Genomic DNA, 21223 nt, shown 5'->3' on the forward strand with positions numbered 1-21223 from the left:
GCAAAAGCGGCAAGCATTGTGCCCGAAATGGGTCGATGAGCCAAGGACTTCAGCTGAGTGTCACCCAGCGTTGATTGACCAGCAGTTCGATTGGACGATATTCGGTCTTGTAATTCATCTTTCGGCAGTTCTTGATCCAGTAGCCGAGATACACGGCTTTCAGCCCAAGACGCGCAGCTTCGCCGATCTGCCAGAGGATCGCATAGCGCCCCAGGCTGCGGCGCTCCTCTTCAGGATCGTAGAAGGTGTAGACCGCCGAAAGCCCATTAGGCAGTACATCGGTGACTGCCACGGCCAACAGCCGTCCGTCCAGCCTGAACTCGTAGAACCGCGAGAATGGAAGATCGCGCACCAGGAAGGTATTGAATTGCTCGCGACTGGGCGGATACATATCGCCATCGGCGTGCCGCTTCTCGATATAGCTGGCATAGAGCGTATAGAGCTCCTCGCTGAATGCCGGCCGAACACAGCGAACCTGCAGATCAGCGTTGCGTTTGAGTATCCGCCTTTGCTGACGGCTGAGGGCTGGCGCAGCGACCGGGATGCGCGCCGGAATGCACGCCGAGCAGCGCTGGCAGTGCGGACGGTAGAGGTGATCGCCGCTGCGGCGGAAGCCCATCTCTGAAAGCTCCGCATACACCTGTGCATCCATCGGCTGGCTGGGGTCGAGAAACAGGGTGGTGGCCTGTTCGTCGGGCAGGTAGCTGCACGCATGGGGCTGGGTGGCGTAGAACTTGAGGCGAGCCAGTGAAGTCATGGTCAACTCTCAGAAATCATGAGCTGAGTGTAGGTCAGCTTGCGGTAGTCGACTAGGCGCGCCAGTCGGCTGTACTGGAGCTATCCAGATGCTCGGCAAGCGCGGCGGCAAAGGTCTCGCGTGAAATGCTGCGGGCACCAAAGCTTTCCAGATGGCGCGTCGGCATCTGACAGTCGATCAGGGCGAAGCCCCATGCGCGTAGCCGCTCTACCAGCGCGACAAAGCCGACCTTGGATGCATCGGTGACGCAACTGAACATCGACTCGCCGAAAAATAGCCTACCGATAGCCAGGCCGTAGAGTCCTCCGACGAGCTGCCCGTCCTGCCAGACTTCCACCGAATGCGCCACGCCGATTTCGTGCAGATGGATGTAGGCCTGCTGCATCGGTGTGGTGATCCAGGTGCCGTCCGCATAGCTGCGCGGGCCTGCGCAGCCCTGGATCACGTCGCCGAAGGCGCGGTCGAACGTCACCTGGAAATCGCCCTGACGCATCCGCTTGCGCAAGCTGCGCGAGACATGCAGCTCATTCGGATAGAGCACTGTGCGCGGATCCGGAGACCACCACAGCAGCGGCTGGCCGTCTTGATACCAGGGGAAGCAGCCATGTCGATAGGCCGCCAACAGCCGATCGGCGCTCAGATCGCCTCCGGCCGCCAGAAGACCGTTGGGTTCATGTAGAGCCTTCTCGAGAGGAGGGAATTCGAGGTCGTCGCGCTTTAGCCAGGTCAGCATTTCGCCACGCAGTTGCAGATAGGGGAGGGCGGGCCGAAGCCCGCCGTTTGATCAATTATCGAGGTACTTTTCGGCGTCCAGTGCCGCCATGCAGCCAGCGCCGGCAGAGGTGATCGCCTGGCGATAGACGTGGTCCGCAACATCGCCTGCAGCGAAGACACCGGGAATGCTGGTGCAGGTGGCATCGCCTTCGCCGCCGCCTCTGATCTTCAGATAGCCATCCTTCATGTCCAGCTGGCCCTGGAACAGGTCGGTATTCGGCTTGTGCCCGATGGCAATAAACACGCCGGCGAGGTCGAGCCGGTTTTCTTCGCCAGTTAGGGTGCTCTTCAGGCGCACGCCGGTTACGCCGCTGGCGTCGCCGAGCACTTCCTCGAGGGTGTGGTTCCAGTGCAGGCGAATGTTGCCGTTGGTCGCCTTGTCCATGAGCTTGTCCTGCAGGATCTTCTCCGAGCGCAGCTTGTCGCGGCGGTGGATCAGGTGGACTTCCTTGGCGATGTTGGACAGGTACAGTGCTTCCTCGACTGCAGTGTTGCCACCGCCGATCACCGCGACGACCTGGTTACGGTAGAAGAAGCCGTCACAGGTTGCGCAGGCCGATACGCCACGGCCGGCGAATGCCTCTTCCGAAGGCAGGCCGAGGTACTGTGCCGAAGCGCCGGTAGCGATGATCAGAGCGTCGCAGGTGTAGACGGCGCTGTCGCCGCGCAGGGTGAACGGGCGCTGCTGCAACTCTGCGGTATGGATGTGATCGAAGACGATCTCGGTGTCGAAGCGCTCGGCGTGCTTCTGCATACGGACCATCAGGTCGGGGCCGGTGAGGCCTTCGACGTCACCAGGCCAGTTGTCGACTTCGGTGGTGGTCGTCAGCTGACCGCCGGGCTGGATGCCAGTGATCATCAGTGGCTTCAGATTGGCGCGGGCAGCGTATACCGCAGCGGTATAACCGGCCGGGCCCGAGCCGAGGATGATCAGACGCGAATGCTTGACTTCACTCATAAAAAGCCCTCATAAGCCTTTGTTGCAAATAGAGAAGCGTGCTCCAGTCGAGCCGCGCCGGGAAATCGGGCGTTTATGCTACACCGAAGCATTGGCAAAAGCCCAAGCCGCCGCGGAACCCGCATGCCATCGAATCGACAAACCCGTACAATGCCGGGGTTCTGGCTGACTACGGTTCATCGCGCCGCAGGCGCAGGAAAGAAAGCGTTTTGAAGAATTCCTCATCTACCGCGCCGGCGACCGTCTGGCGACAACAATTGCACTATCGCCTCAAGGAAGGCGCGTTGATAGCGCTCGGTGCGCTCTGCGTCTATCTGTGGATGGCACTGCTGACCTACGATCCTGGTGATCCTGGCTGGACACATACGAGCAATATCGATCAGGTTCGCAACGCTGCGGGGCGTGCTGGCGCCTGGTTTGCCGATGTCCTGTTCATGGCGCTGGGCTATTTCGCCTACCTGTTCCCCCTTTTGCTTGGCGTAAAAACCTGGCAGGTCTTCCGTGCCCGACATCAACCCTGGGTCTGGAATGGCTGGCTGTTCTCCTGGCGGCTGATCGGGCTGGTATTTCTGGTGCTGTCCGGTTCTGCGTTGGCCTATATCCATTTTCAGGCAGCACCTGGCTTGCCAGCGTCCACAGGCGGGGCGCTAGGCGAAAGTCTCGGTCAGCTCGCGGTGCTTTCGTTGAACGTGCAGGGCAGCACCCTGGCACTGCTGGCGTTTTTCCTGTTTGGCTTGACCGTTTTCACCGACCTGTCCTGGTTCAAGGTGATGGATATCACCGGCAAGATCACGCTTGATCTGATCGAGTTGATCCAGAGCGTGTTCAGTCGTTGGTGGAATGCTCGGGCCGAGCGCAAGCAGATGGTCGCGCAACTGCGCGAAGCCGATGATGTAGTCAGCGAAGTCGCTGCGCCAATGGTGCGGGATCGCCGTGAGCAGGCCAAGGTCAAGGAGCGCATCATCGAGCGGGATGAAGCGCTGGCCAAGCACATGAGCGAGCGGGACAAGCGTGTAGCGCCAGTGATCGCGCCGCCTGCGCCGCCGAAGCCTGCAGAACCGAGCAAGCGTGTGCTGAAAGAAAAGCAGGCCAATCTGTTCGTCGATCCGCTGATCGAGGGCAGTCTGCCGCCGATTTCTATCCTTGACGCTGCCGAGAAACAGCAGAAGCAGTATTCACCCGAGTCCCTGGAAGCGATGTCGCGGTTGCTGGAAATCAAGCTGAAGGAGTTTGGTGTCGAAGTCATCGTCGAGTCGGTTCATCCGGGCCCGGTCATCACTCGCTTTGAAATCCAGCCGGCTGCTGGCGTGAAAGTCAGCCGTATCTCCAACCTGGCCAAGGACCTTGCGCGCTCGCTCGCGGTGATCAGCGTTCGCGTGGTGGAAGTAATTCCAGGCAAGACCACTGTGGGCATCGAGATTCCCAACGAGGATCGCCAGATTGTGCGGTTCTCCGAAGTGCTTTCTTCGGCTCCATACGACGACGCCAAGTCACCAGTGACGCTGGCGCTCGGCCACGATATCGGCGGCAAGCCGGTCATCGCCGACCTGTCGAAGATGCCGCACCTGCTGGTGGCCGGTACCACCGGTTCCGGTAAGTCGGTGGGGGTCAATGCCATGATCCTGTCGATCCTGTTCAAGTCGACGCCGGAAGAGGCGCGCCTGATCATGATCGACCCGAAGATGCTCGAGCTATCGATCTATGAGGGCATCCCGCATTTGCTCTGCCCGGTCGTCACCGATATGAAGGAGGCCGCCAACGCGCTGCGCTGGAGCGTGGCCGAGATGGAGCGGCGCTATAAGCTGATGGCGGCGATGGGCGTGCGCAACCTGGCAGGCTTCAACCGCAAGATCAAGGAAGCCGAAGAGGCCGGCACCCCGCTGCACGACCCGCTGTACAAGCGCGAGTCGATGGATGACGAGCCGCCTTACCTGAAGAGCCTGCCGACCATCGTGGTGGTGGTCGATGAGTTTGCCGACATGATGATGATCGTCGGTAAGAAGGTCGAAGAGCTGATCGCGCGTATCGCGCAGAAAGCTCGCGCAGCCGGTATCCATCTGATCCTGGCCACCCAGCGTCCTTCGGTGGATGTGATCACCGGTCTGATCAAGGCCAACATTCCGACCCGCATGGCGTTCCAGGTATCCAGCAAGATCGACTCGCGCACCATCCTCGACCAGGGCGGCGCCGAGCAGCTGCTCGGTCACGGTGACATGCTCTACCTGCCACCGGGCACCGGCCTGCCGATTCGCGTACATGGCGCGTTCGTTTCCGATGAGGAAGTGCACCGGGTCGTCGAAGCCTGGAAGGCCCGTGGCGCCCCCGACTACATCGAAGATATTCTGGCCGGCGTCGAAGAGGCGGGCAGCGGCTTCGATGGTGGTAGTGGCGAGGGTAGCGGGGAAGGTAGCGAAGAAGATCCGCTGTACGACGAGGCCGTTCGCTTCGTCACGGAAAGCCGCCGCGCGTCGATTTCCGCGGTGCAACGCAAGCTCAAGATTGGCTACAACCGCGCCGCTCGCATGATCGAAGCCATGGAAATGGCCGGCGTGGTGACATCCATGAACACCAATGGCTCGCGCGAAGTCATCGCGCCGCCGCCTATGCGCGATTGAATCGCTTCGAGGGCTACATGCAATTGATCCGTTTGCTGTGTGCATCTGTCCTGATGGTCGCCCTGGCCCCGGCTCACGCCGACCAGGCTGCGTCTACCAAACGACTGACCGGCCTGCTCAACCAGGCCGAAACGCTGACCGGCCGCTTCTCGCAGCTTTCGCTCGATGGCAGTGGTACCCAGCTGCAGGAGACTTCCGGCGAGCTGTCATTGAAGCGCCCCGGACAGTTCCGCTGGCACACCGACGCGCCGATGGAGCAGCTACTGGTATCCAACGGCAAGAAGGTCTGGCTGTATGATCCGGATCTCGAGCAGGTCACCATTCAGGAACTTGACCAGCGCCTGACTCATACTCCGGCGCTGCTGCTGTCCGGCGACGTTTCCACCATCAGCGAGAACTTCGAGGTTTCCCACAAGGAGGCCGGCGAGGTGGTGGATTTCACGCTCAAGCCGAAGGCCAAGGACACGCTGTTCGATAACCTGCGCCTGTCATTTCGCAACGGAGTGATCAATGACATGCAACTGATCGACAGCGTAGGTCAGCGCACCAATATCCTGTTCATGGGTGTGAAGATGAACCAGCCGCTGAAGGCCGATCTGTTCACCTTTGAAATCCCCGAGGGTGCCGACGTCATCTCCGAGTGACCTACGTCCGGCATTTCGTTTTCAGCGGCCTGCGCAATTGCAGGCCGCTGCAATTGAGGTAACCGTCCGCAATGGACCTGTTCAGCCGCGAACCAGTCTCCCAGCCACTTGCAGCGCGCTTGCGCGCAGCCAGCCTTGACGAGTATGTCGGGCAGGAGCACCTGCTCGCCCGCGGCAAGCCGTTGCGCGAGGCGCTGGAACAGGGCGCGCTGCATTCCATGGTGTTCTGGGGGCCGCCCGGCGTCGGCAAGACCACGCTGGCGCGGTTGTTGGCCAAGGTGTCAGACGCCCATTTCGAGACGGTTTCGGCCGTGCTCGCTGGGGTGAAGGAGATCCGCCAGGCGGTCGAGATCGCCAAACAGCAGGCTGCGCAATATGGTCGGCGGACCATCCTGTTCGTTGATGAGGTGCATCGCTTCAACAAGTCGCAGCAGGATGCCTTTTTGCCGTACGTTGAAGACGGCACGCTGATATTCATCGGCGCGACCACCGAAAATCCTTCGTTCGAACTCAACAATGCGTTGCTCTCGCGTGCCCGCGTCTACGTGCTGAAAAGCCTCGACGAGGCGGCCTTGCGCAAACTGGTGGCGCGGGCATTGAGCGAGCCCAAGGGGCTCGGCGACCTGCATCTCGAACTGCCGGAAGAGAGCTTCCAGATGCTGCTGGCCGCGGCCGACGGCGATGGGCGGCGGTTGCTCAACCTGCTGGAGAACGCCTCCGATCTGGCGGAGCAGGGCGGTACCATCAGTACCGACCTGCTGCAGGATTTGCTGGGTGACAGCCGGCGCCGTTTCGACAAGGGCGGCGAAGCGTTCTACGACCAGATATCCGCGCTGCACAAATCGGTACGTGGCTCCAATCCTGATGCGGCACTTTACTGGTTCGCGCGCATGCTCGACGGCGGCTGCGACCCGCTGTACCTGGCCCGGCGCGTTGTACGCATGGCCAGTGAGGAGGTCGGCAACGCCGATCCGCGCGCACTGCCGCTGTGCCTGAATGCCTGGGATGTGCAGGAACGGCTGGGCAGTCCGGAAGGTGAGCTGGCCGTGGCGCAGGCCATCGTCTATCTCGCCTGCGCGCCGAAAAGCAACGCCGTCTATACCGCGTTCAAGGCAGCGATGCGCGATGCCGCGGAAAATGGTTCGCAGGAGGTGCCACTGCACCTGCGCAATGCGCCGACCAAGCTGATGAAAGAACTCGGCTACGGCAATGAGTACCGCTACGCCCATGACGAGCCGGATGCCTATGCGGCCGGCGAGGATTATTTTCCCGAGGCCATGGAGCCCCGTCGCTACTACCATCCTGCTCCGCGCGGGTTGGAGAGCAAAATCCGCGACAAGCTCGAACATCTTGCCCGGCTCGACCGAGAAAGCCCCATACAACGGAGAAAGGGATGATCCGCATGGCGATCGCCGTCGCCTGCGGCGGCGTGGTTGGAACATTGCTGCGCTTTGCCGTTGCCACCTGGGTCAGCACGCAATGGCCACGGCATTTCTATTTCGCCACCCTGGCGGTGAATTTGCTGGGTTGCCTGCTCATCGGCTACCTGTACGCCACCTTTCTCGCGCGGCCGGACATTTCGCCCGAGCTGCGTGGCGCGCTGATCATTGGTTTTCTTGGCGCACTGACGACCTTCTCCAGCTTTTCGCTGGACGCCTTGCGGCTGCTGGAGAGTGGTCAGCTGGCAACTGCCTTTGCCTACGTCGGCGGCAGCGTTCTCGGTGGCTTGTTGGCAGCCTGGGCTGGCCTCATGCTCGCAAGGTTATGAACCGACGACCGTTCACAGTAAACTTCGCTCCCTCTTCGCCCTTCATCCAAGCTTTCACAGACGAGACCCACCATGCTTGATTCGAAACTGGTACGCACTCAGCTACAGGACGTGGCGGCCCGCCTGGCCACCCGTGGCTACCAGCTGGACGTGGCGCGCATCGAAGCGCTGGAAGCTCAGCGCAAGACCGTGCAGACCCGCACCGAACAACTCCAGGCCGAGCGCAACGCGCGTTCCAAGTCAATCGGCCAGGCCAAGCAGCGCGGTGAGGACATCGCCCCGTTGCTCGCCGACGTGGATCGCATGGGCAGCGAACTCGAATCCGGCAAGCAGGAGCTGGACCGCATCCAGAGCGAACTCGACCAGCTGATGCTGAGCATTCCCAACCTGCCGCACGAGTCGGTGCCGGTCGGTGCGGACGAGGATGAGAACGTCGAGGTGCGTCGCTGGGGCACGCCGAAGACCTTTGACTTCCCGGTGCAGGATCACGTCGCCCTGGGCGAGCAGCATGGCTGGCTGGACTTCGAAACCGCCGCCAAGCTGTCCGGCGCCCGCTTCGCCCTGATGCGCGGGCCGATTGCCCGCCTGCATCGCGCCCTGGCGCAGTTCATGATCGACCTGCATACTCGTGACCACGGTTATGAAGAGGCCTATACCCCGTATCTCGTGCAGGCGCCCGCGCTGCAGGGTACCGGCCAGCTGCCGAAATTCGAGGAAGATCTGTTCAAGATCAGCCGCGAGGGCGAAGCAGACTTCTACCTGATCCCGACCGCAGAGGTTTCGCTGACCAACATTGTTGCTGGCGAGATTCTCGACGCCAAGCAACTGCCGCTGAAGTTCGTCGCCCATACCCCGTGCTTCCGCAGCGAGGCCGGCGCCTCCGGGCGCGATACCCGCGGCATGATTCGCCAGCACCAGTTCGACAAGGTCGAGATGGTGCAGATCGTCGAGCCGTCGAAATCCTTCGAGGCGCTGGAAGAGCTGACTGGCAATGCGGAGAAGGTGCTGCAGTTGCTGCAGCTACCGTACCGTGTGTTGTCGCTGTGCACGGGCGATATGGGCTTCGGCGCGACCAAGACCTATGACCTGGAAGTCTGGGTGCCGAGCCAGGACAAATATCGCGAGATTTCCTCCTGCTCCAACTGTGGCGATTTCCAGGCACGACGCATGCAAGCGCGCTATCGCAACCCGGAAACCGGCAAGCCCGAACTGGTACACACCCTCAACGGATCGGGTCTGGCCGTTGGCCGTACCCTGGTCGCCGTGTTGGAGAACTACCAGCAGGCCGACGGCAGCGTGGTTGTACCGGAAGTGCTGAAGCCCTATATGGGCGGCATCGACATCATCGGCTGATATCTGACGCTGCGGCATCGCGATCCAGGCATCAGACCGGATCCTTGATATTCGACAAGGGGCATCACGGCCGTAATGGCTGTGATGCCCGTACCTCCAATGACCCTCCAGGATTCGCCCATGGAATACCTTCCGCTGTTCCACAACCTCAAAGGCCGCACGGTGCTGATCGTCGGTGGTGGCGAGATTGCGCTGCGCAAGGCCCGACTGTTGAGTGAAGCTGGAGCGCGGTTGCGGGTGGTGGCACCGAGCATCGAACCGCAACTGGTTGAGCTAGTCGAGGCGGGCGGCGGTGAGTGCCTCAATCGCGGCTATGACCCGCAGGACCTGCAGGGCTGTGTGCTGGCCATCGCAGCCACCGATGACGAGCCGCTGAACGCATCGGTATCGCAGCACGCCAATGCGCTGGGCATGCCGGTCAACGTGGTCGACTCGCCAGAGCTGTGCAGCGTGATCTTTCCGGCAATCGTCGACCGTTCGCCGCTGGTGATTGCGGTGTCCAGCGGTGGCGATGCACCGGTGCTGGCACGGCTTATCCGGGCGCGTATCGAGACCTGGATTCCCGCGGCTTACGGCCAGCTGGCCGGTCTGGCCAAGCAGTTTCGTGCTCAGGTCAAAGCCAAGTTTGCCAATGTGCAGCAGCGGCGGGTGTTCTGGGAGGAGACTTTTCAGGGGCCGATCGCCGAGCAGGCTCTTGCCGGTCGTAGCGTCGAAGCCGAGCGCCTGCTCGCGGAAAAGCTCGCCGGTGCTGCGCCGCGTGCGCTGGGCGAGGTCTACCTGGTCGGTGCCGGCCCAGGCGACCCTGATCTGCTGACCTTCCGTGCCTTGCGGCTGATGCAGCAGGCCGACGTGGTGCTCTACGACCGACTGGTGGCGCCGGCGATCATCGACCTGTGCCGGCGCGATGCCGATCGTATCTACGTCGGCAAGCAGCGCTCGGAACATGCGGTGCCGCAGGAGCAAATCAACCAGAAGCTGGTGACCCTGGCCAAGGAAGGCAAGCGCGTGCTGCGACTCAAAGGCGGTGATCCGTTCATCTTCGGTCGCGGCGGCGAGGAAATCGAAGAGCTGGCGGCCCATGGCGTGCCGTTCCAGGTGGTGCCCGGTATTACCGCGGCCAGCGGCTGCGCGGCATACGCCGGCATCCCGCTGACCCATCGCGACCATGCGCAATCGGTGCGCTTCGTTACCGGTCATCTGAAGGACGGCAGCTGCGATTTGCCTTGGGCGGAACTCGCCGCCCCAGCGCAGACGCTGGTGTTCTACATGGGCTTGGTGGGCTTGCCAGTGATCTGCCAGCAACTGATTTCCCATGGCCGCGCGGCGGGTACCCCGGCGGCGCTGGTGCAACAGGGCACGACGAGTAATCAGCGAGTTTTTACCGGCACGCTGGAGACGCTTGCCGAGCTGATCGCGCAGGAACAGGTCCAGGCACCAACCCTGTTGATCGTTGGTGAGGTGGTTCAGCTACGCGAGAAACTTGCCTGGTTCGAAGGCGCCCAGGCGAGCGCCTAGTTTCAGCCCGGCGCTGAGGCGCCGCCCTTCAGCGGCGCAGGTAGGCGGTGAAGTCGATATCGCCAGCCGAGAGGATCGCCTGGACACGGTTGTGCACGTTGAGCTTGCGCAGGATCGCCGAGACGTGCGCTTTCACCGTAGTTTCGGCGATATCGAGGTTATAGGCGATCTGCTTGTTCGACTCACCCTTGGTCATGCGCTCCAGCACCAGCAGTTGCTTGCGGGTCAGGGCTTGCAGCAGTTCCGGCGGAATCGACTGTTCGTTGTGATGGGAATGGCGGCTGGTGGGCTTCTGGCTGCGAATGATGTCTGAGGGCAGGTAGACGTTGCCGTTGAGAATCTGCTCGATGGCGTCGGTCATCTGCGCCCGTGGCGAAGACTTGGTGATGAAGCCGACCGCGCCATAGGTAATCGCCTGCAATACGATCTGCTTGTCCTGCTCGGCGGAAACGATCACCACCGGAATGGTCGGCGCCTCGTTGCGCAGATTGATCAGGCCGTTCAGTCCGTGCATGCCCGGCATGTTCAGGTCCAGCAGCACCAGGTCGAGATCGTCGTGTTCCAGGGTCAGCGCCAGGGCGCTGTCCAGGTCGGCGGTCTCGAGTATCTCGCTATCCGGAAAGCCGTCGCGGATGACGTTATGGATGGCTTCACGAAACAGCGGATGGTCGTCCGCGATCAGAATCTTGTACAAGGCCGGTCACCTCTTTGTTGTGATTATGGTGGGGCATGCTGGTTTCGGGACGCTAGTCGCTGCCAGGCAGGGGCTTCGGCGTAGCGGGGTGCAAGGGCAGGCCCGCTTGTTCCCAGCCGTCCACCCCGTCGCGATACCAGTACAGTTTCTTATAGCCCAACGCGTGAGCGCGCCTGGTGGCGTTCCAGCCTAGCCAGCAGTCGGAGCGGCAGTAGAACACGATTGGCCGCTCCTGATTGCCTTGGCTGGCACGCGCCAGATTATCGCTGAAATAACGCGCCCATTCGGGTTGCAGGTCACCGTCGCCGGTATTGGCCAGCCAGAGGCTGCCTGGCAGGTTGGCGTGGGGTTCGCTATCGACGAACTGGCCAGCCAGCCATTGGCTGCGATACACGTCCACCAGTACCACGTCGGGCTGTGCTTCGAGCAATGCCTGTAATGCCGAGGTATCCAGGGTCTGCGCGCCGTCGATGGACGGCGGCGTGGGGCTGCGGTACTGCGTCTGGCGGTAACCTTCGGCGGAGAACAGGGCGAGCTGCTCCTCGGCCGATGCGATGAGGGGCGCGCCGAGTCCAGGCAGTGCGGCAAAGAGCAAGGGCAGCAGCGACCTGAGCATGGATATAGTCCTTGGCGTTTCGGTAGGCCGATTACAGAACAATGGGCGCGTCTTTTAAATCCTACGATGGAGTGGAAAACCAGTACCAAAGTAGTAATTCACTTATGCCGAGCGGCGCAGTGCGGCGTGTTGCGGATTGAAGCTGATCACTGCGAGCAGGCTGAACAGCAGTGTAAGGCCGAGGCAGACCACCAGTGCCGTGGGAGCCAGACGCAGATAGAGCGCGTTTCGTACCAGCTCCACGGCATGGGTGAACGGGTTGATCGCGCAGATCCAGTACAGCCACTCGCTGGCGTCTCGCATCTTCCACAGTGGATACAGCGCCGAAGAGAGGAAGAACATCGGGAAGATGACGAAATTCATCACCCCGGCGAAGTTCTCCAGCTGACGGATGCCGTTGGATAGCAGCAGGCCCAGAGCGCTCAGCAACAGTGCCACCAGCAGCAGGGCGGGCAGGGCGACGAGCAGGCCGAGCAGTGGCGGTTGGACGCCGTAGAACCAGGCGATGGCCAGAAACGCATAGACCTGCAACAACGAGATGAGCGCGATGGCCACCAGCTTGCTGGCCAAAAGAAAGCTGCGCGGCAGCGGACTGGTCAGCAGCACGCGCATGCTGCCCATCTCGCGGTCGTAGACCATCGAGAGTGAACCCTGCATGCCATTGAATAGCAGGATCATGCAGGCCAGCCCCGGCACGATGTAGGTCTCGTAGGTAATGTAGGTGTCGTACGGCTCGATGATGGCGATGCCCAGCGCCGCGCGAAAACCGGCAGCAAATACCACCAGCCACAGCAGCGGACGCACCAGAGCGCTGAAGAAACGCGAGCGTTGCTGGACGAAGCGCAGCCATTCGCGCAGGACTATGCCGCGCAGGCATTCCCAGTAGATCGTCATAAGGTTTCCCGCCCTGGGTCGAGGGGTGCGCTTGTGTGGTGGGCTGCCGCAGGTGTCGCTGTTGCCGGGGCAACGGCAGATGCCGAAAGGCCTGGGACTGCCGCAGCAGGGTTCTCACGTTGAAGCGTAGGAGCTGGCGCGGACTGCGTAGCGTCGCCGGTCAGCCGTGCAAAGCTCGCGGCCAGATCCTCGCCGTCCAGCGCCACGCTGGCCACGCTGCCCTGAGCGACCAGCCGGCCGCGATTGAGCACCAGCAGATCGTCGTCCGCATGGACTTCATCGAGCAGGTGCGTGGTCCACAGCACGCTCATGCCCTGCTCTTGGCAGAGCATGCGCACATGCTGGTTGAGCGCCTGGCGGCTGGCGGGATCGAGGCCGGCGCTGGCTTCGTCGAGCAATAGTAGATCGGGGCGGTGCAGCAGTGCGCGGGCGATTTCCACGCGCCGGCGATGCCCGCCGTTGAGTTCGCGTACCTTGCTACGCCGGCGCTCGGCGAGCTGCTGACGCTGCAGTTCAACTTCGATGCGCTCGGTCGCCACGGCCCGGGGCATGCCATGCAGCGCCGCGTGGTAGCGCAGGTTCTGTTCCACGGTCAGGTCCAGATCCAGCGTGCTCTGCTGAAACACCACGCCCAGTCGGGCCAAAGCCTTGCGCGGCGTTTCGCGCAAACCGAAGCCGGCAATATGGATCTGCCCCTGTTGCAGGTCATACAGGCGCGTCAGCAATGCAATCAGCGTCGACTTTCCAGCCCCGTTCGGACCGAGCAATGCGGTGAAGCGGCCTTGCGCCGCGGTGAAACTCACCCCATCGAGTGCCCGGCGAGCGCCGTAGGCGAAGCCGACATCACTGACCTCCAGCGCGTTCATGGTGTGACCACCACACCCCACGGATAGCGGCCGACCTTGATCGATTTGGTGACCTTGAGCTTTGCGACATCGATCACCGAGACATCGCCGCTGACGCCGTTGGTGGTCAACAGCAGGCTTTCATCGGGGTTGAACGCCATGTGCCAGACGCGCCGGCCCACCAGCAGATAGTCGAGCACCTCGTAGGTCTTCGCGTCGACCACCGCAATATGGTTCGCCGGGCCGAGCGCGACGAAGGCGTATTTGCCATCGGAGGAAAGCTTGATGCCCACCGGCTGCACCTTGTCCGGGTGCACGCCCTTGATTTTGAAGGTCAGCGTCTTGAGGATCTCGCGTTTATCCACGTCCACCACGCTGACCGTGCCGCCGATCTCCGCCGATGCCCAGAGCAGCTTGCTGTCATTGGTGAACTCCACGTGGCGCGGCCGCTGGTCGACCAGGGTGTTGTCCACCAGTTCGTTGGTGCTGGTGTCGATCCAGTGCAGCATGTTGGTGGTTTCGCTGGTGTTGACCGCCCACTTGCCATCCGGGCTGACCGCCATGCCTTCCGGCTCGACACCCACATCGATCTGCGCCAGCACTTCCTCCTTGTCGACGTCGACCACCGTCACCAAGGCGTCGTCCTCGTTGGAGATGTACAGCCATTTGTTGTTGGGGTGCAGGGCGAACTGTTCCGGGTCGGCACCGGATGGCAGCTGCTTGATGATCTGCCGCGTGGCCAGGTCCATCACCTGAACGGTGTCCGAGTCGCTGGCGCAGATGTAGAGCAGTTTGTTGTCGTGGGAAAGGGTAAGGCCGCGCGGGCGCATGCCGACCTGCAAGGTCTCGACGGTTTCCATCTTGTCCAGGTCGATGACGCTGATGCTGTCATCCTTCTCGTTGGAAACATAGGCAGTGGCGGCCGCCGCCGAGCCCGCAGCAAGGCTGAAGGCGAGGGCGATAGCGGTGGCAAGGGCAGTTCGTGGCATGGCCGGGTTCTCTTGTCGTTATTGTGTGATCGATGCTGGCACGCGAGCTTGCTCCAGCCGCTGCAGGTATTCGTCCGCTTCCGGCTGGCCATCGGCAGCCGCGCGCTGCAACCAGCTGCGTGCGGACTCGGGGTCAGCCTCGACGCCGCGCCCTTCGGCCAGCGCGACGCCCCAGTGATAGCGCGCCAGGCTGACATAACTGGCGTTGTCCGGCTGCTCCGCGCCCTGCTTGAGCAGCGCGGCGGATTTGTTCAGGTCTTTCTCCACACCGTTGCCGCTCTCGTACATCTGCGCGAGCGAGATCAGTGAATAGACGTCGTTCCAGCGCGCCACGCAGTCTTCGAAGATGGCTCTGGCGGCATCGAAGTTGCCGGTCTTCGCCGTCACGTAGCCGTAGAGACATTTGATGCGCTTGGGACTGTCCACATAGGCTTCGTAACCCAACTCATCAGCTTGGATCGTGCTGCTGGACAGCAGCGCCAGGCCCAGCAAGCCGCCAATCATTGATCGCTTCATGGGTGAACCTCGCTGAGGCGACAGCTGCTTTCCGGCGCATCGAAGCCGAGGGTATCCAGCTCGCTGGTGGGGTGCAGGAAGCCCTCCTGCGGGGAATTGGAAACCAGTGCGCGCGGGTGCACCAGTGGAATCGGCTGGCGCAGCTGACCGTCCCATGCGCGGTAGCTCAGTTTGCGGCCCTTGAAGCCATCCAGCGGCAGCTCGCCGCTGAGCGACAACTGGCGAATCGCGGCGGGGTCCGTGCTGCGCAAGCGCGTGATTGCGGCGGCAAGGCTGCGCACGCCCATCCAGGCGGCGAAGTCGCGGTCATTCATCCAGCGCTTGGCATGCGCTTCGAAACGTTTCTGCAGCTGCGCGGCGCCGTAGGTTTCCACAGTCTTGTGCCAGCCGGTGGCGGTCATACCCTGAGTACCGGCAACCGGCCTTGGCAGCCAGGTCTGGTAGGGCACGTACTCGCCGAAGTCGCCACGCTCGTCGGCCACCAGCACCACGTCGTATTCGGCGGCCTGGGTGAACAGCGGCATCTCGGCCTGGGCGCTGCGGCGTTGGTCGTTGTCGAAGCTCCAGGCTTTTTCCGCGACGATCCGATGCCCGAAGCGCTTTGCTGCACGGCGCAGCGCATCGGCGTAGGCCTGATCATCCGCGGTAGGGCCGGCGATCAGTAGCCAGCGGTTCCAGCGCCGCGCCGCCAGGAACTGGCCTAGCGCGTCGGCGAGCATGCTGCGGCTCGGCAGTGTGTGCAGGACATTGGCCAGGCAACTCTGGCTGCGCAGCGCGTCGTCGGCGCTGCCGGCATTGATCAGCAGGGCTTGCGGCATGGCGTCGGACAGCTGGCGCAAGGTTGCCGCCGGGGCATTGACCACGAACAGGCGCAAGCCATCCGCGTATTGCTTGGCGGCCTGTTCAAGCAGGTCCTCCGCCGTATCGCTGGTGACCGCCTCGAGCGCGTAGCTGTGCTTGAGAAAGCGTCCGGTGCTGTTGCTATCGGTAATCGCCAACTCGGCGCCGCGAAGGGCGGCATCTTCCGGTTCAGGAATGACGTTGGAGAGCACTGGCCCGGTATCCGCTCGATAACCCAGGTAGCCGATGCGTATCGATAGCTCCTGGCTGGGGGCGGCGGCCGCCCAAGGGGCGCAGCAGGTGAAGGCGATCAGGAAACCGGCTCGTCGTAATACATGGCGCATGGGCAGCTCCTGTGACGTTGCAGGCAGCATAGGAACCATGGCGGAGCGGGGGAATATGCAGAAAGTACCAGTCGCTGTGTACCAAGGTCGTAGAAAAACCCAGCGAGGCGGCGCAGCAGGCGCGCCGCCTCGGGCCTGTCAGCGAACTCGCCTGACCTTGAATCGTCCGACCTGAACGATCATTTGCTGCGCTTGCTGCGTCAGCTCCTGTGCCGCTTGCGTCGACTGCTCGGAGTTGGTGCTGTTGTGGTGTACGACCTCATCGATCTGGCCGATGGCCTGGCTGACTTGCTCGATACCGGATGCCTGTTGGCTCGACGCGGAAGCGATCTCGTCCACCAGCTGCGATACCTGCGCCGCGCCCTGGACAATTGCCTCGAGTGCACGTGCCGTGTCGTCGGTTATCTCCATGCCCTTGATCGTGCGTGCATTGGACTCCTGAATCAGCCGCGTGGAGCGTTGTGCGGCTTCGGCGCTGCGTGCTGCCAGCTGACGGACCTCATCGGCAACCACTGCGAATCCGCGCCCATGCTCGCCCGCTCGGGCCGCCTCGATGGCCGCATTCAACGCGAGCAGATTGGTTTGCGTGGCGATCTCTTCGATTGCCCGAATGATGTTGGTAATGTCCAGCCCCGACTGGTTGATCTCCTGCATCGCGGCCTTGAGCGTGACCATCAGCTCATTGCCGCTGCGCGCCGAATGTTCTGAGTTGCGCGAGAGCGCGTTGGCTTCGCTGGCGTACTCGGAGGTCTGGCGGATCTGCACAGCCATCTGGTTCACGGTCGCGCTGATCTCGGTAACCGCCGATGCGGATTCCGTCGCGCCGTTGGACAGATCCTGGCTCAGCGTGGTGACCCGGCCCGCTTTGTCGTTGATCAGCTCGGAGCTCTGCTGTACCTGAGATACCAGCCCATTCAGGTTGTCCACCATTCTCCGCAGCGCAAGGCCGAGTTGATCCTGTTCCGATGCCAGCCTCACTTCGACCGCCAGGTCGCCCTGGGATATACGCTCGGCGACGTGCACCTGTTCCTGGAGACTGTCTGCCATCCTGTCAAGGCTGGCGGACAGCTGGCCGACTTCGTCTGCAGACTGGTGCGCCATGCGCTGGGAGAAGTCACCTTTCTGAATCGCCCCGGCCAGCTGAGCCGCCTTGCGAATGGGCAGCGCCAGCGCCCGGGAGGAAATCCACAAAGCAATGACCGCAAGTAGCGAGATGAGCACGCCCGCGCCAATCTGTTGCAGCATGCTCCGGGCGCTTTGCGCATCCATCTCCGCTTTCAGTTCGGTCGCCTTGGCCAGCACGATCTCCTTGTCGATCTTCAGCATCATCGACCAGGGCTTTCCGGTGCGGCCTAGCTCGATGGGGGCAAACACCACGACCATGCCGTTGTCATCCAGACGGGCAAGTTCTTCGCCTTTCTGCACTGAGGTCAGCACCGTCTGCCAGCCATCAGGCAGTACTTTTTGGAAATGCTGACCAATCAGATTCGGGAAGCGGCTTTCCGCAACGATAAGGCCCTGATCACTGATTATCGCCACTTCACCCTGTCCGTCGAACAACTTGGCGGATACTTCCTGGCTGATTTGCTGCACGAAGTCCAGGTTGTAGTCGGTGCCCGCTACGCCCATAAAGCGACCGTCGACGATGATTGGCACCGAGAGCGTCGCCAGCCACACCTGCTTGCCCTGAACGATGTAGGGCAGTGGGCCGAGTACGCTTTCCTTGAGCGTTTCCCGCGGGCCGATATACCAGCCGCCCTTGAGCACCCCGTTGGGGTGCTTGTCCATGGTGTCGTACTCGACCAGCGGCTGAACGGCGATCTTGCCGTCTGCACCACGTGTCCAGTACGGCGTGAAGCGGCCGGTCTGCCCGTTGTTGCCGTTCTGTCCGTCGGTGAACAGGAAGTCCTGGCCATCGATGGCGTCGGGTTCCCAGCATGAGTACGTGCCGTTGAAGTCTGGCTGGCTCTTGAGCACGTTCAGCAGAATGGAATTGACCTCATCACGCCCGATCTGGAGGCCTCCAGAGTTCGTCGAACCCGACTTGCCGACTGCGAATGCGGTCGCCATGCCGCGGGCGGCTTCCAGTGCCTCGGTGAACTCGGAGCGGATCTCGCCCGCGTACTTGCCACCAAGATGCTGCAGGGTTTGCAATGCGTCCTCTTGCGCCTGCTGACTGACACGGCCAGAAACCAGCTGCTGAGTCGTGCTGGCAAGGTAGACGCTGTAGCCGATCAATATGCCTGCTGTCGCGAGCAGGCATAAGCCGCCGGTAATTGCTATTCGCTGCTGTATGGATTTGAGAGAGATCACGGTTCCAACTCCTGATAACGCAAAAGAACCAGCGGCGGCGTACCAGGGATGGCAATACAGCCGCCCAGTCGCCGGAGATCGAGGTGATGTCTAAACGGCATCATGCATGCCTGAGTATTGCGGCCGGCCGGCAATTAAGTTGATCGGAACCTTGGTACTGCTACGTTGGTACTGGTTTAACGGGCCGCTACCTAAGTCAGTAGCGCCAGCGTTCAGAAATAAGCGGAGAACGTGCTTTTCTGGTCGGTTTCGATGCGCGTGATCGACTGGCTCCGGCGCGACGCAATGCGACCTGCCGGTCTAGGCGCTACCAAGGTAGGAAGCTGGGCGCAGCGGGGCGCCTTAGGATGGGGCACCGAAAACAATAACGAGACTATGCCCATGCCCACTATCAAAGCGCTGCTGTTCAACCTTCTGCTGATTGGCAGCCTGATCGGCTTCGATCACAGCCATGCCGCTGGCGACCTGACTCGCCGGACGCAGGCGTTGCCCGACCTTAAATTTGGCTCCGAAGAAAGCGATTACGCCGTCTCGCAGAAGGAGTACCAGCTGGAAACAGGTGTCGCCTATCAGCTCAAGATCAGCTCCGATGGTCAGAAAGAGTGTGCGTTTCAGGCCCCCGAGTTCGCGCAGTCGATATTCCTGCGCAAGGTCGAGGCCGGCGGCGTAGAGATCAAGGCGATCACGCTGGTCGAGTTGGAGTTCGAAGACGCCGGTGAAGCGGAAATCTTCTTCCTGCCAGTCAAGCCGGGCAGCTTTCCCTTCTACTGCAAGGGTCTGCAGAACAAGGGGATGGAAGGCCGGTTCGTGGTCAAGTGAAGCGACCTCGCGCTCGGCACAGCTGACCCCGGGAAACCGTCGACATGTCTGCACTCTGGCGAATCAATCTGCTGGTCACGCTTTTCTTCACGCTGGTCACGCTGGTTTGCCTGGCAGTCTTGCTACGCCAGGCCAGCCATGACGTGCAGCGTGAGCTGAATGCCGCTGCCGCGGTGGTTGGCTACCTCGGCGAAATGGCCGAGCGTGATCCAGAATCCTTGCGACCTGGACTCACCGACAGCCTGCGTCACGTCCGCGTTCGCTGGCTCGAAGCGGACTTGGTTGGGGCCGATGCCGCCGATCCGGTGCGGAGCGACTGGCTCGGGGCGTGGCTGTATCCGGCCGAGCTGTCTGCACCCACGGTGCTGCAACTGCCGAATGGCCGACGCTTGCATATCAGCGTCGATCCAAGCGACGAAGTCGAGGAAGTCAGGGACTCGTTGGTACAGCTAGTGGTGTTGTTCGGCCTGGCGCTGCTGCTTTGCCTGCTGGCGATTCGTTGGGCACTGCGGCCCGGGATGCGCGTATTGGCCGAGTTGTTCGGTGCGCTGGTGCGAATCGCCGATGGCCGGCTCGACACGCGCCTGCCGCCGCATCGCTTCGCCGAGGCGCGTGAACTCGCCGAGCACTTCAATCACATGGCGGCTGCCCTCGAGGACGCCCGGCTCGACAACGAACGGCTGACCCAGGCGCTACTGGCGCTGCAGGAGCGTGAGCGCACCCGGCTGGCGCAGGCGCTGCATGACGACCTCGGCCAGTATCTGGCCGGCATCCGCGCGCGGGCCTGCCTGCTGCGCGTTCAGGCCGATCAGCCGTCGGCCATTCGCGAAACGGCAGCCCATCTCGAACAACACAGCCTCGATCTACAGAACGGCTTTCGCACGCTGGTGCGTGACCTGTATCCGGTGATGCTCGATCACCTGAGTCTGGAAGACGCGATTGGGCAACTGGCCGAGCAATGGCAAAGCACCCAGGGCATCGCGTGCGAAGTCCGACTGCGAGGACCAATTCCAGACCTGTCGATGGACGCCAAGGTGCATCTCTATCGCATGGTGCAGGAGGCGCTGACCAACGTGGCACGGCATGCGCGTGCGACTCGCGTGTGTCTCGATCTGCGTGGTGACCCTCTTGGCTTGCGATTGCTGATCCGTGATGACGGACACGGGCAGCCGGCGGAGCGCCCGGGTGTCGGCCTGCGCTCGATGGTCGAGCACGCGCGTTGCCTCGGTGCCCGCTTGCGTGTGCGCCACCGCGCCGGCAAGGGCTGGGCGCTCTATCTCAAATTGCCTTTGCAAGGAGCCATGTCATGAAGATTCTGCTGGTGGATGACCACGCGGTGGTGCGTCAGGGCTATGCGAGCCTGCTGAAGGCATTGCTCCCGGAAGTGACAGTCAGTGAAGCCGCCAGCGGCGAGCAGGCGCTGGAGCAGGTTCAGCAGTCGATTCCCAGCCTGGTCGTGCTCGACCTCGGCCTGCCGGGCATCAGCGGACTGGAAACCTGTCGCCGCCTGCGTCAGCGACTGCCGCTGATGCCAGTGCTGATCTTCAGCATGCACGACGAACTCGCGCTGGTTCGGCAGGCGCTGGATGCCGGCGCCTCCGGCTATCTGACCAAGCGCTGCGCGCCCGATGTGCTGGTCGAGGCAGTGCGCAAGGTGCTTGCCGGGCAAACCTTCATCGAGCAGCCCCTGGCTACGGATCTTGCGTGCCAGCGGCCGTCGCATTCACCGGCCAAGGGACGGCTGGCCGAGATGACGCCGCGGGAGATGGAGATCTTCATCATGCTTGCCCGTGGCATCGGCAATCGCGAGATCGCTGAGCGTCTGTGCATAAGCAGCAAGACTGTCTCAAACCATATGGCCCTGCTGAAAAGCAAGCTGGGGGTCAGCTCCCAGGCCGAGCTGGTGCACCGGGCCATCGACCTGGGTTTGCTCCGCGTCGGCGACCGCATGGTCTGCGAGGCCTGATCC

At 62.2% G+C, this 21223-nt stretch carries 20 protein-coding genes and 1 pseudogene; 9 read left to right on the forward strand and 12 right to left on the reverse strand.

Going from position 1 to position 21223, the window contains the following annotated elements; genetic code table 11:
- Positions 1 to 49: 49 nt before the first annotated feature.
- The 3 genes from BHD08_RS18555 to trxB are packed head-to-tail and all read right to left on the reverse strand — an operon-like array spanning position 50 to position 2489.
- Positions 50 to 757 carry an arginyltransferase gene (locus BHD08_RS18555; protein ID WP_125024084.1) on the reverse strand — a complete coding sequence of 236 codons (708 nt, stop codon included), beginning with the start codon at positions 755 to 757 and terminating at the stop codon, positions 50 to 52.
- Between the two features lie 52 nt (positions 758 to 809).
- The gene (gene aat / locus BHD08_RS18560) at positions 810 to 1490 is read right to left on the reverse strand and encodes a leucyl/phenylalanyl-tRNA--protein transferase (RefSeq protein WP_125024086.1); all 681 of its coding nucleotides are present in this window, start codon (positions 1488 to 1490) and stop codon (positions 810 to 812) included.
- Between the two features lie 51 nt (positions 1491 to 1541).
- Positions 1542 to 2489: a thioredoxin-disulfide reductase gene (gene trxB, locus BHD08_RS18565; RefSeq protein ID WP_125024088.1), complete on the reverse strand. Its 948-nt coding sequence runs from the start codon at positions 2487 to 2489 to the stop codon at positions 1542 to 1544.
- Between the two features lie 161 nt (positions 2490 to 2650).
- Here trxB and ftsK point away from each other — a divergent pair, with 161 nt between their 5' ends.
- The 6 genes from ftsK (at position 2651) to cysG (ending at position 10384) form a co-directional block, all read left to right on the forward strand.
- A complete protein-coding gene (gene ftsK, locus BHD08_RS18570; protein ID WP_177412701.1) occupies positions 2651 to 5104 on the forward strand; it encodes a DNA translocase FtsK in 2454 nt (817 codons plus the stop codon).
- Positions 5105 to 5121: 17 nt separating this feature from the next.
- The gene (gene lolA, locus BHD08_RS18575; RefSeq protein WP_125024090.1) at positions 5122 to 5748 is read left to right on the forward strand and encodes an outer membrane lipoprotein chaperone LolA; all 627 of its coding nucleotides are present in this window, start codon (positions 5122 to 5124) and stop codon (positions 5746 to 5748) included.
- Positions 5749 to 5819: 71 nt separating this feature from the next.
- The gene (locus BHD08_RS18580; protein ID WP_125024092.1) at positions 5820 to 7145 is read left to right on the forward strand and encodes a replication-associated recombination protein A; all 1326 of its coding nucleotides are present in this window, start codon (positions 5820 to 5822) and stop codon (positions 7143 to 7145) included.
- The gene (gene crcB / locus BHD08_RS18585) at positions 7142 to 7516 is read left to right on the forward strand and encodes a fluoride efflux transporter CrcB (protein WP_125024094.1); all 375 of its coding nucleotides are present in this window, start codon (positions 7142 to 7144) and stop codon (positions 7514 to 7516) included. Before BHD08_RS18580 ends, crcB begins: the two co-directional genes overlap by 4 nt.
- A gap of 72 nt (positions 7517 to 7588) precedes the next feature.
- Positions 7589 to 8869: a serine--tRNA ligase gene (serS, locus tag BHD08_RS18590; RefSeq protein ID WP_015276859.1), complete on the forward strand. Its 1281-nt coding sequence runs from the start codon at positions 7589 to 7591 to the stop codon at positions 8867 to 8869.
- 120 nt (positions 8870 to 8989) lie between these two features.
- A complete protein-coding gene (cysG, locus tag BHD08_RS18595; RefSeq protein WP_125024096.1) occupies positions 8990 to 10384 on the forward strand; it encodes a siroheme synthase CysG in 1395 nt (464 codons plus the stop codon).
- Positions 10385 to 10412: 28 nt separating this feature from the next.
- Here the strand turns inward: cysG and BHD08_RS18600 are convergent, their stop codons facing one another.
- The 9 genes and pseudogenes from BHD08_RS18600 to BHD08_RS23560 form a co-directional block, all read right to left on the reverse strand.
- A complete protein-coding gene (locus tag BHD08_RS18600) occupies positions 10413 to 11078 on the reverse strand; it encodes a response regulator transcription factor (protein WP_015276861.1) in 666 nt (221 codons plus the stop codon).
- A gap of 52 nt (positions 11079 to 11130) precedes the next feature.
- Positions 11131 to 11694, reverse strand: coding sequence for a PQQ-dependent catabolism-associated CXXCW motif protein (locus tag BHD08_RS18605; RefSeq protein WP_125024098.1), 564 nt, complete (start codon positions 11692 to 11694; stop codon positions 11131 to 11133).
- A gap of 102 nt (positions 11695 to 11796) precedes the next feature.
- Positions 11797 to 12588: an ABC transporter permease gene (locus BHD08_RS18610; RefSeq protein WP_125024100.1), complete on the reverse strand. Its 792-nt coding sequence runs from the start codon at positions 12586 to 12588 to the stop codon at positions 11797 to 11799.
- Positions 12585 to 13454 carry an ABC transporter ATP-binding protein gene (locus BHD08_RS18615; protein WP_125024102.1) on the reverse strand — a complete coding sequence of 290 codons (870 nt, stop codon included), beginning with the start codon at positions 13452 to 13454 and terminating at the stop codon, positions 12585 to 12587. Before BHD08_RS18615 ends, BHD08_RS18610 begins: the two co-directional genes overlap by 4 nt.
- The gene (locus BHD08_RS18620; RefSeq protein WP_015276865.1) at positions 13451 to 14422 is read right to left on the reverse strand and encodes a YVTN family beta-propeller repeat protein; all 972 of its coding nucleotides are present in this window, start codon (positions 14420 to 14422) and stop codon (positions 13451 to 13453) included. Before BHD08_RS18620 ends, BHD08_RS18615 begins: the two co-directional genes overlap by 4 nt.
- An 18-nt stretch (positions 14423 to 14440) precedes the next feature.
- Entirely contained in the window at positions 14441 to 14938 is a 498-nt protein-coding gene (locus tag BHD08_RS18625; RefSeq protein ID WP_015276866.1) for a tetratricopeptide repeat protein, read from the reverse strand.
- Positions 14935 to 16122 (reverse strand): ABC transporter substrate-binding protein, encoded by a 1188-nt coding sequence (locus tag BHD08_RS18630; protein ID WP_125024104.1) that lies wholly within the window; start codon positions 16120 to 16122, stop codon positions 14935 to 14937. The genes BHD08_RS18625 and BHD08_RS18630 overlap by 4 nt, the downstream gene beginning before the upstream one ends.
- A 138-nt stretch (positions 16123 to 16260) precedes the next feature.
- A complete protein-coding gene (locus BHD08_RS23555) occupies positions 16261 to 17169 on the reverse strand; it encodes a methyl-accepting chemotaxis protein (protein WP_375708261.1) in 909 nt (302 codons plus the stop codon).
- Positions 17161 to 18192, reverse strand: a pseudogene (locus BHD08_RS23560) (HAMP domain-containing protein); the annotation flags it as partial. The gene BHD08_RS23555 and the pseudogene BHD08_RS23560, both read right to left, overlap by 9 nt.
- A 624-nt stretch (positions 18193 to 18816) precedes the next feature.
- On the opposite strand from BHD08_RS23560, the gene BHD08_RS18640 reads away from it, so the two are divergent.
- From BHD08_RS18640 to BHD08_RS18650, 3 genes are read left to right on the forward strand one after another with little or no spacing between them, the layout of a single operon-like run.
- Positions 18817 to 19254 carry a hypothetical protein gene (locus BHD08_RS18640; protein WP_015276869.1) on the forward strand — a complete coding sequence of 146 codons (438 nt, stop codon included), beginning with the start codon at positions 18817 to 18819 and terminating at the stop codon, positions 19252 to 19254.
- A 44-nt stretch (positions 19255 to 19298) separates the two neighbouring features.
- Entirely contained in the window at positions 19299 to 20564 is a 1266-nt protein-coding gene (locus tag BHD08_RS18645) for a sensor histidine kinase (RefSeq protein WP_125024107.1), read from the forward strand.
- Positions 20561 to 21220 carry a response regulator transcription factor gene (locus BHD08_RS18650; protein WP_125024109.1) on the forward strand — a complete coding sequence of 220 codons (660 nt, stop codon included), beginning with the start codon at positions 20561 to 20563 and terminating at the stop codon, positions 21218 to 21220. The genes BHD08_RS18645 and BHD08_RS18650 overlap by 4 nt, the downstream gene beginning before the upstream one ends.
- Positions 21221 to 21223 lie beyond the last annotated feature (3 nt).

The sequence above is a fragment of the Pseudomonas sp. SCT genome (genome assembly GCF_003864275.1).
Lineage (GTDB): Bacteria > Pseudomonadota > Gammaproteobacteria > Pseudomonadales > Pseudomonadaceae > Stutzerimonas > Stutzerimonas stutzeri_AE.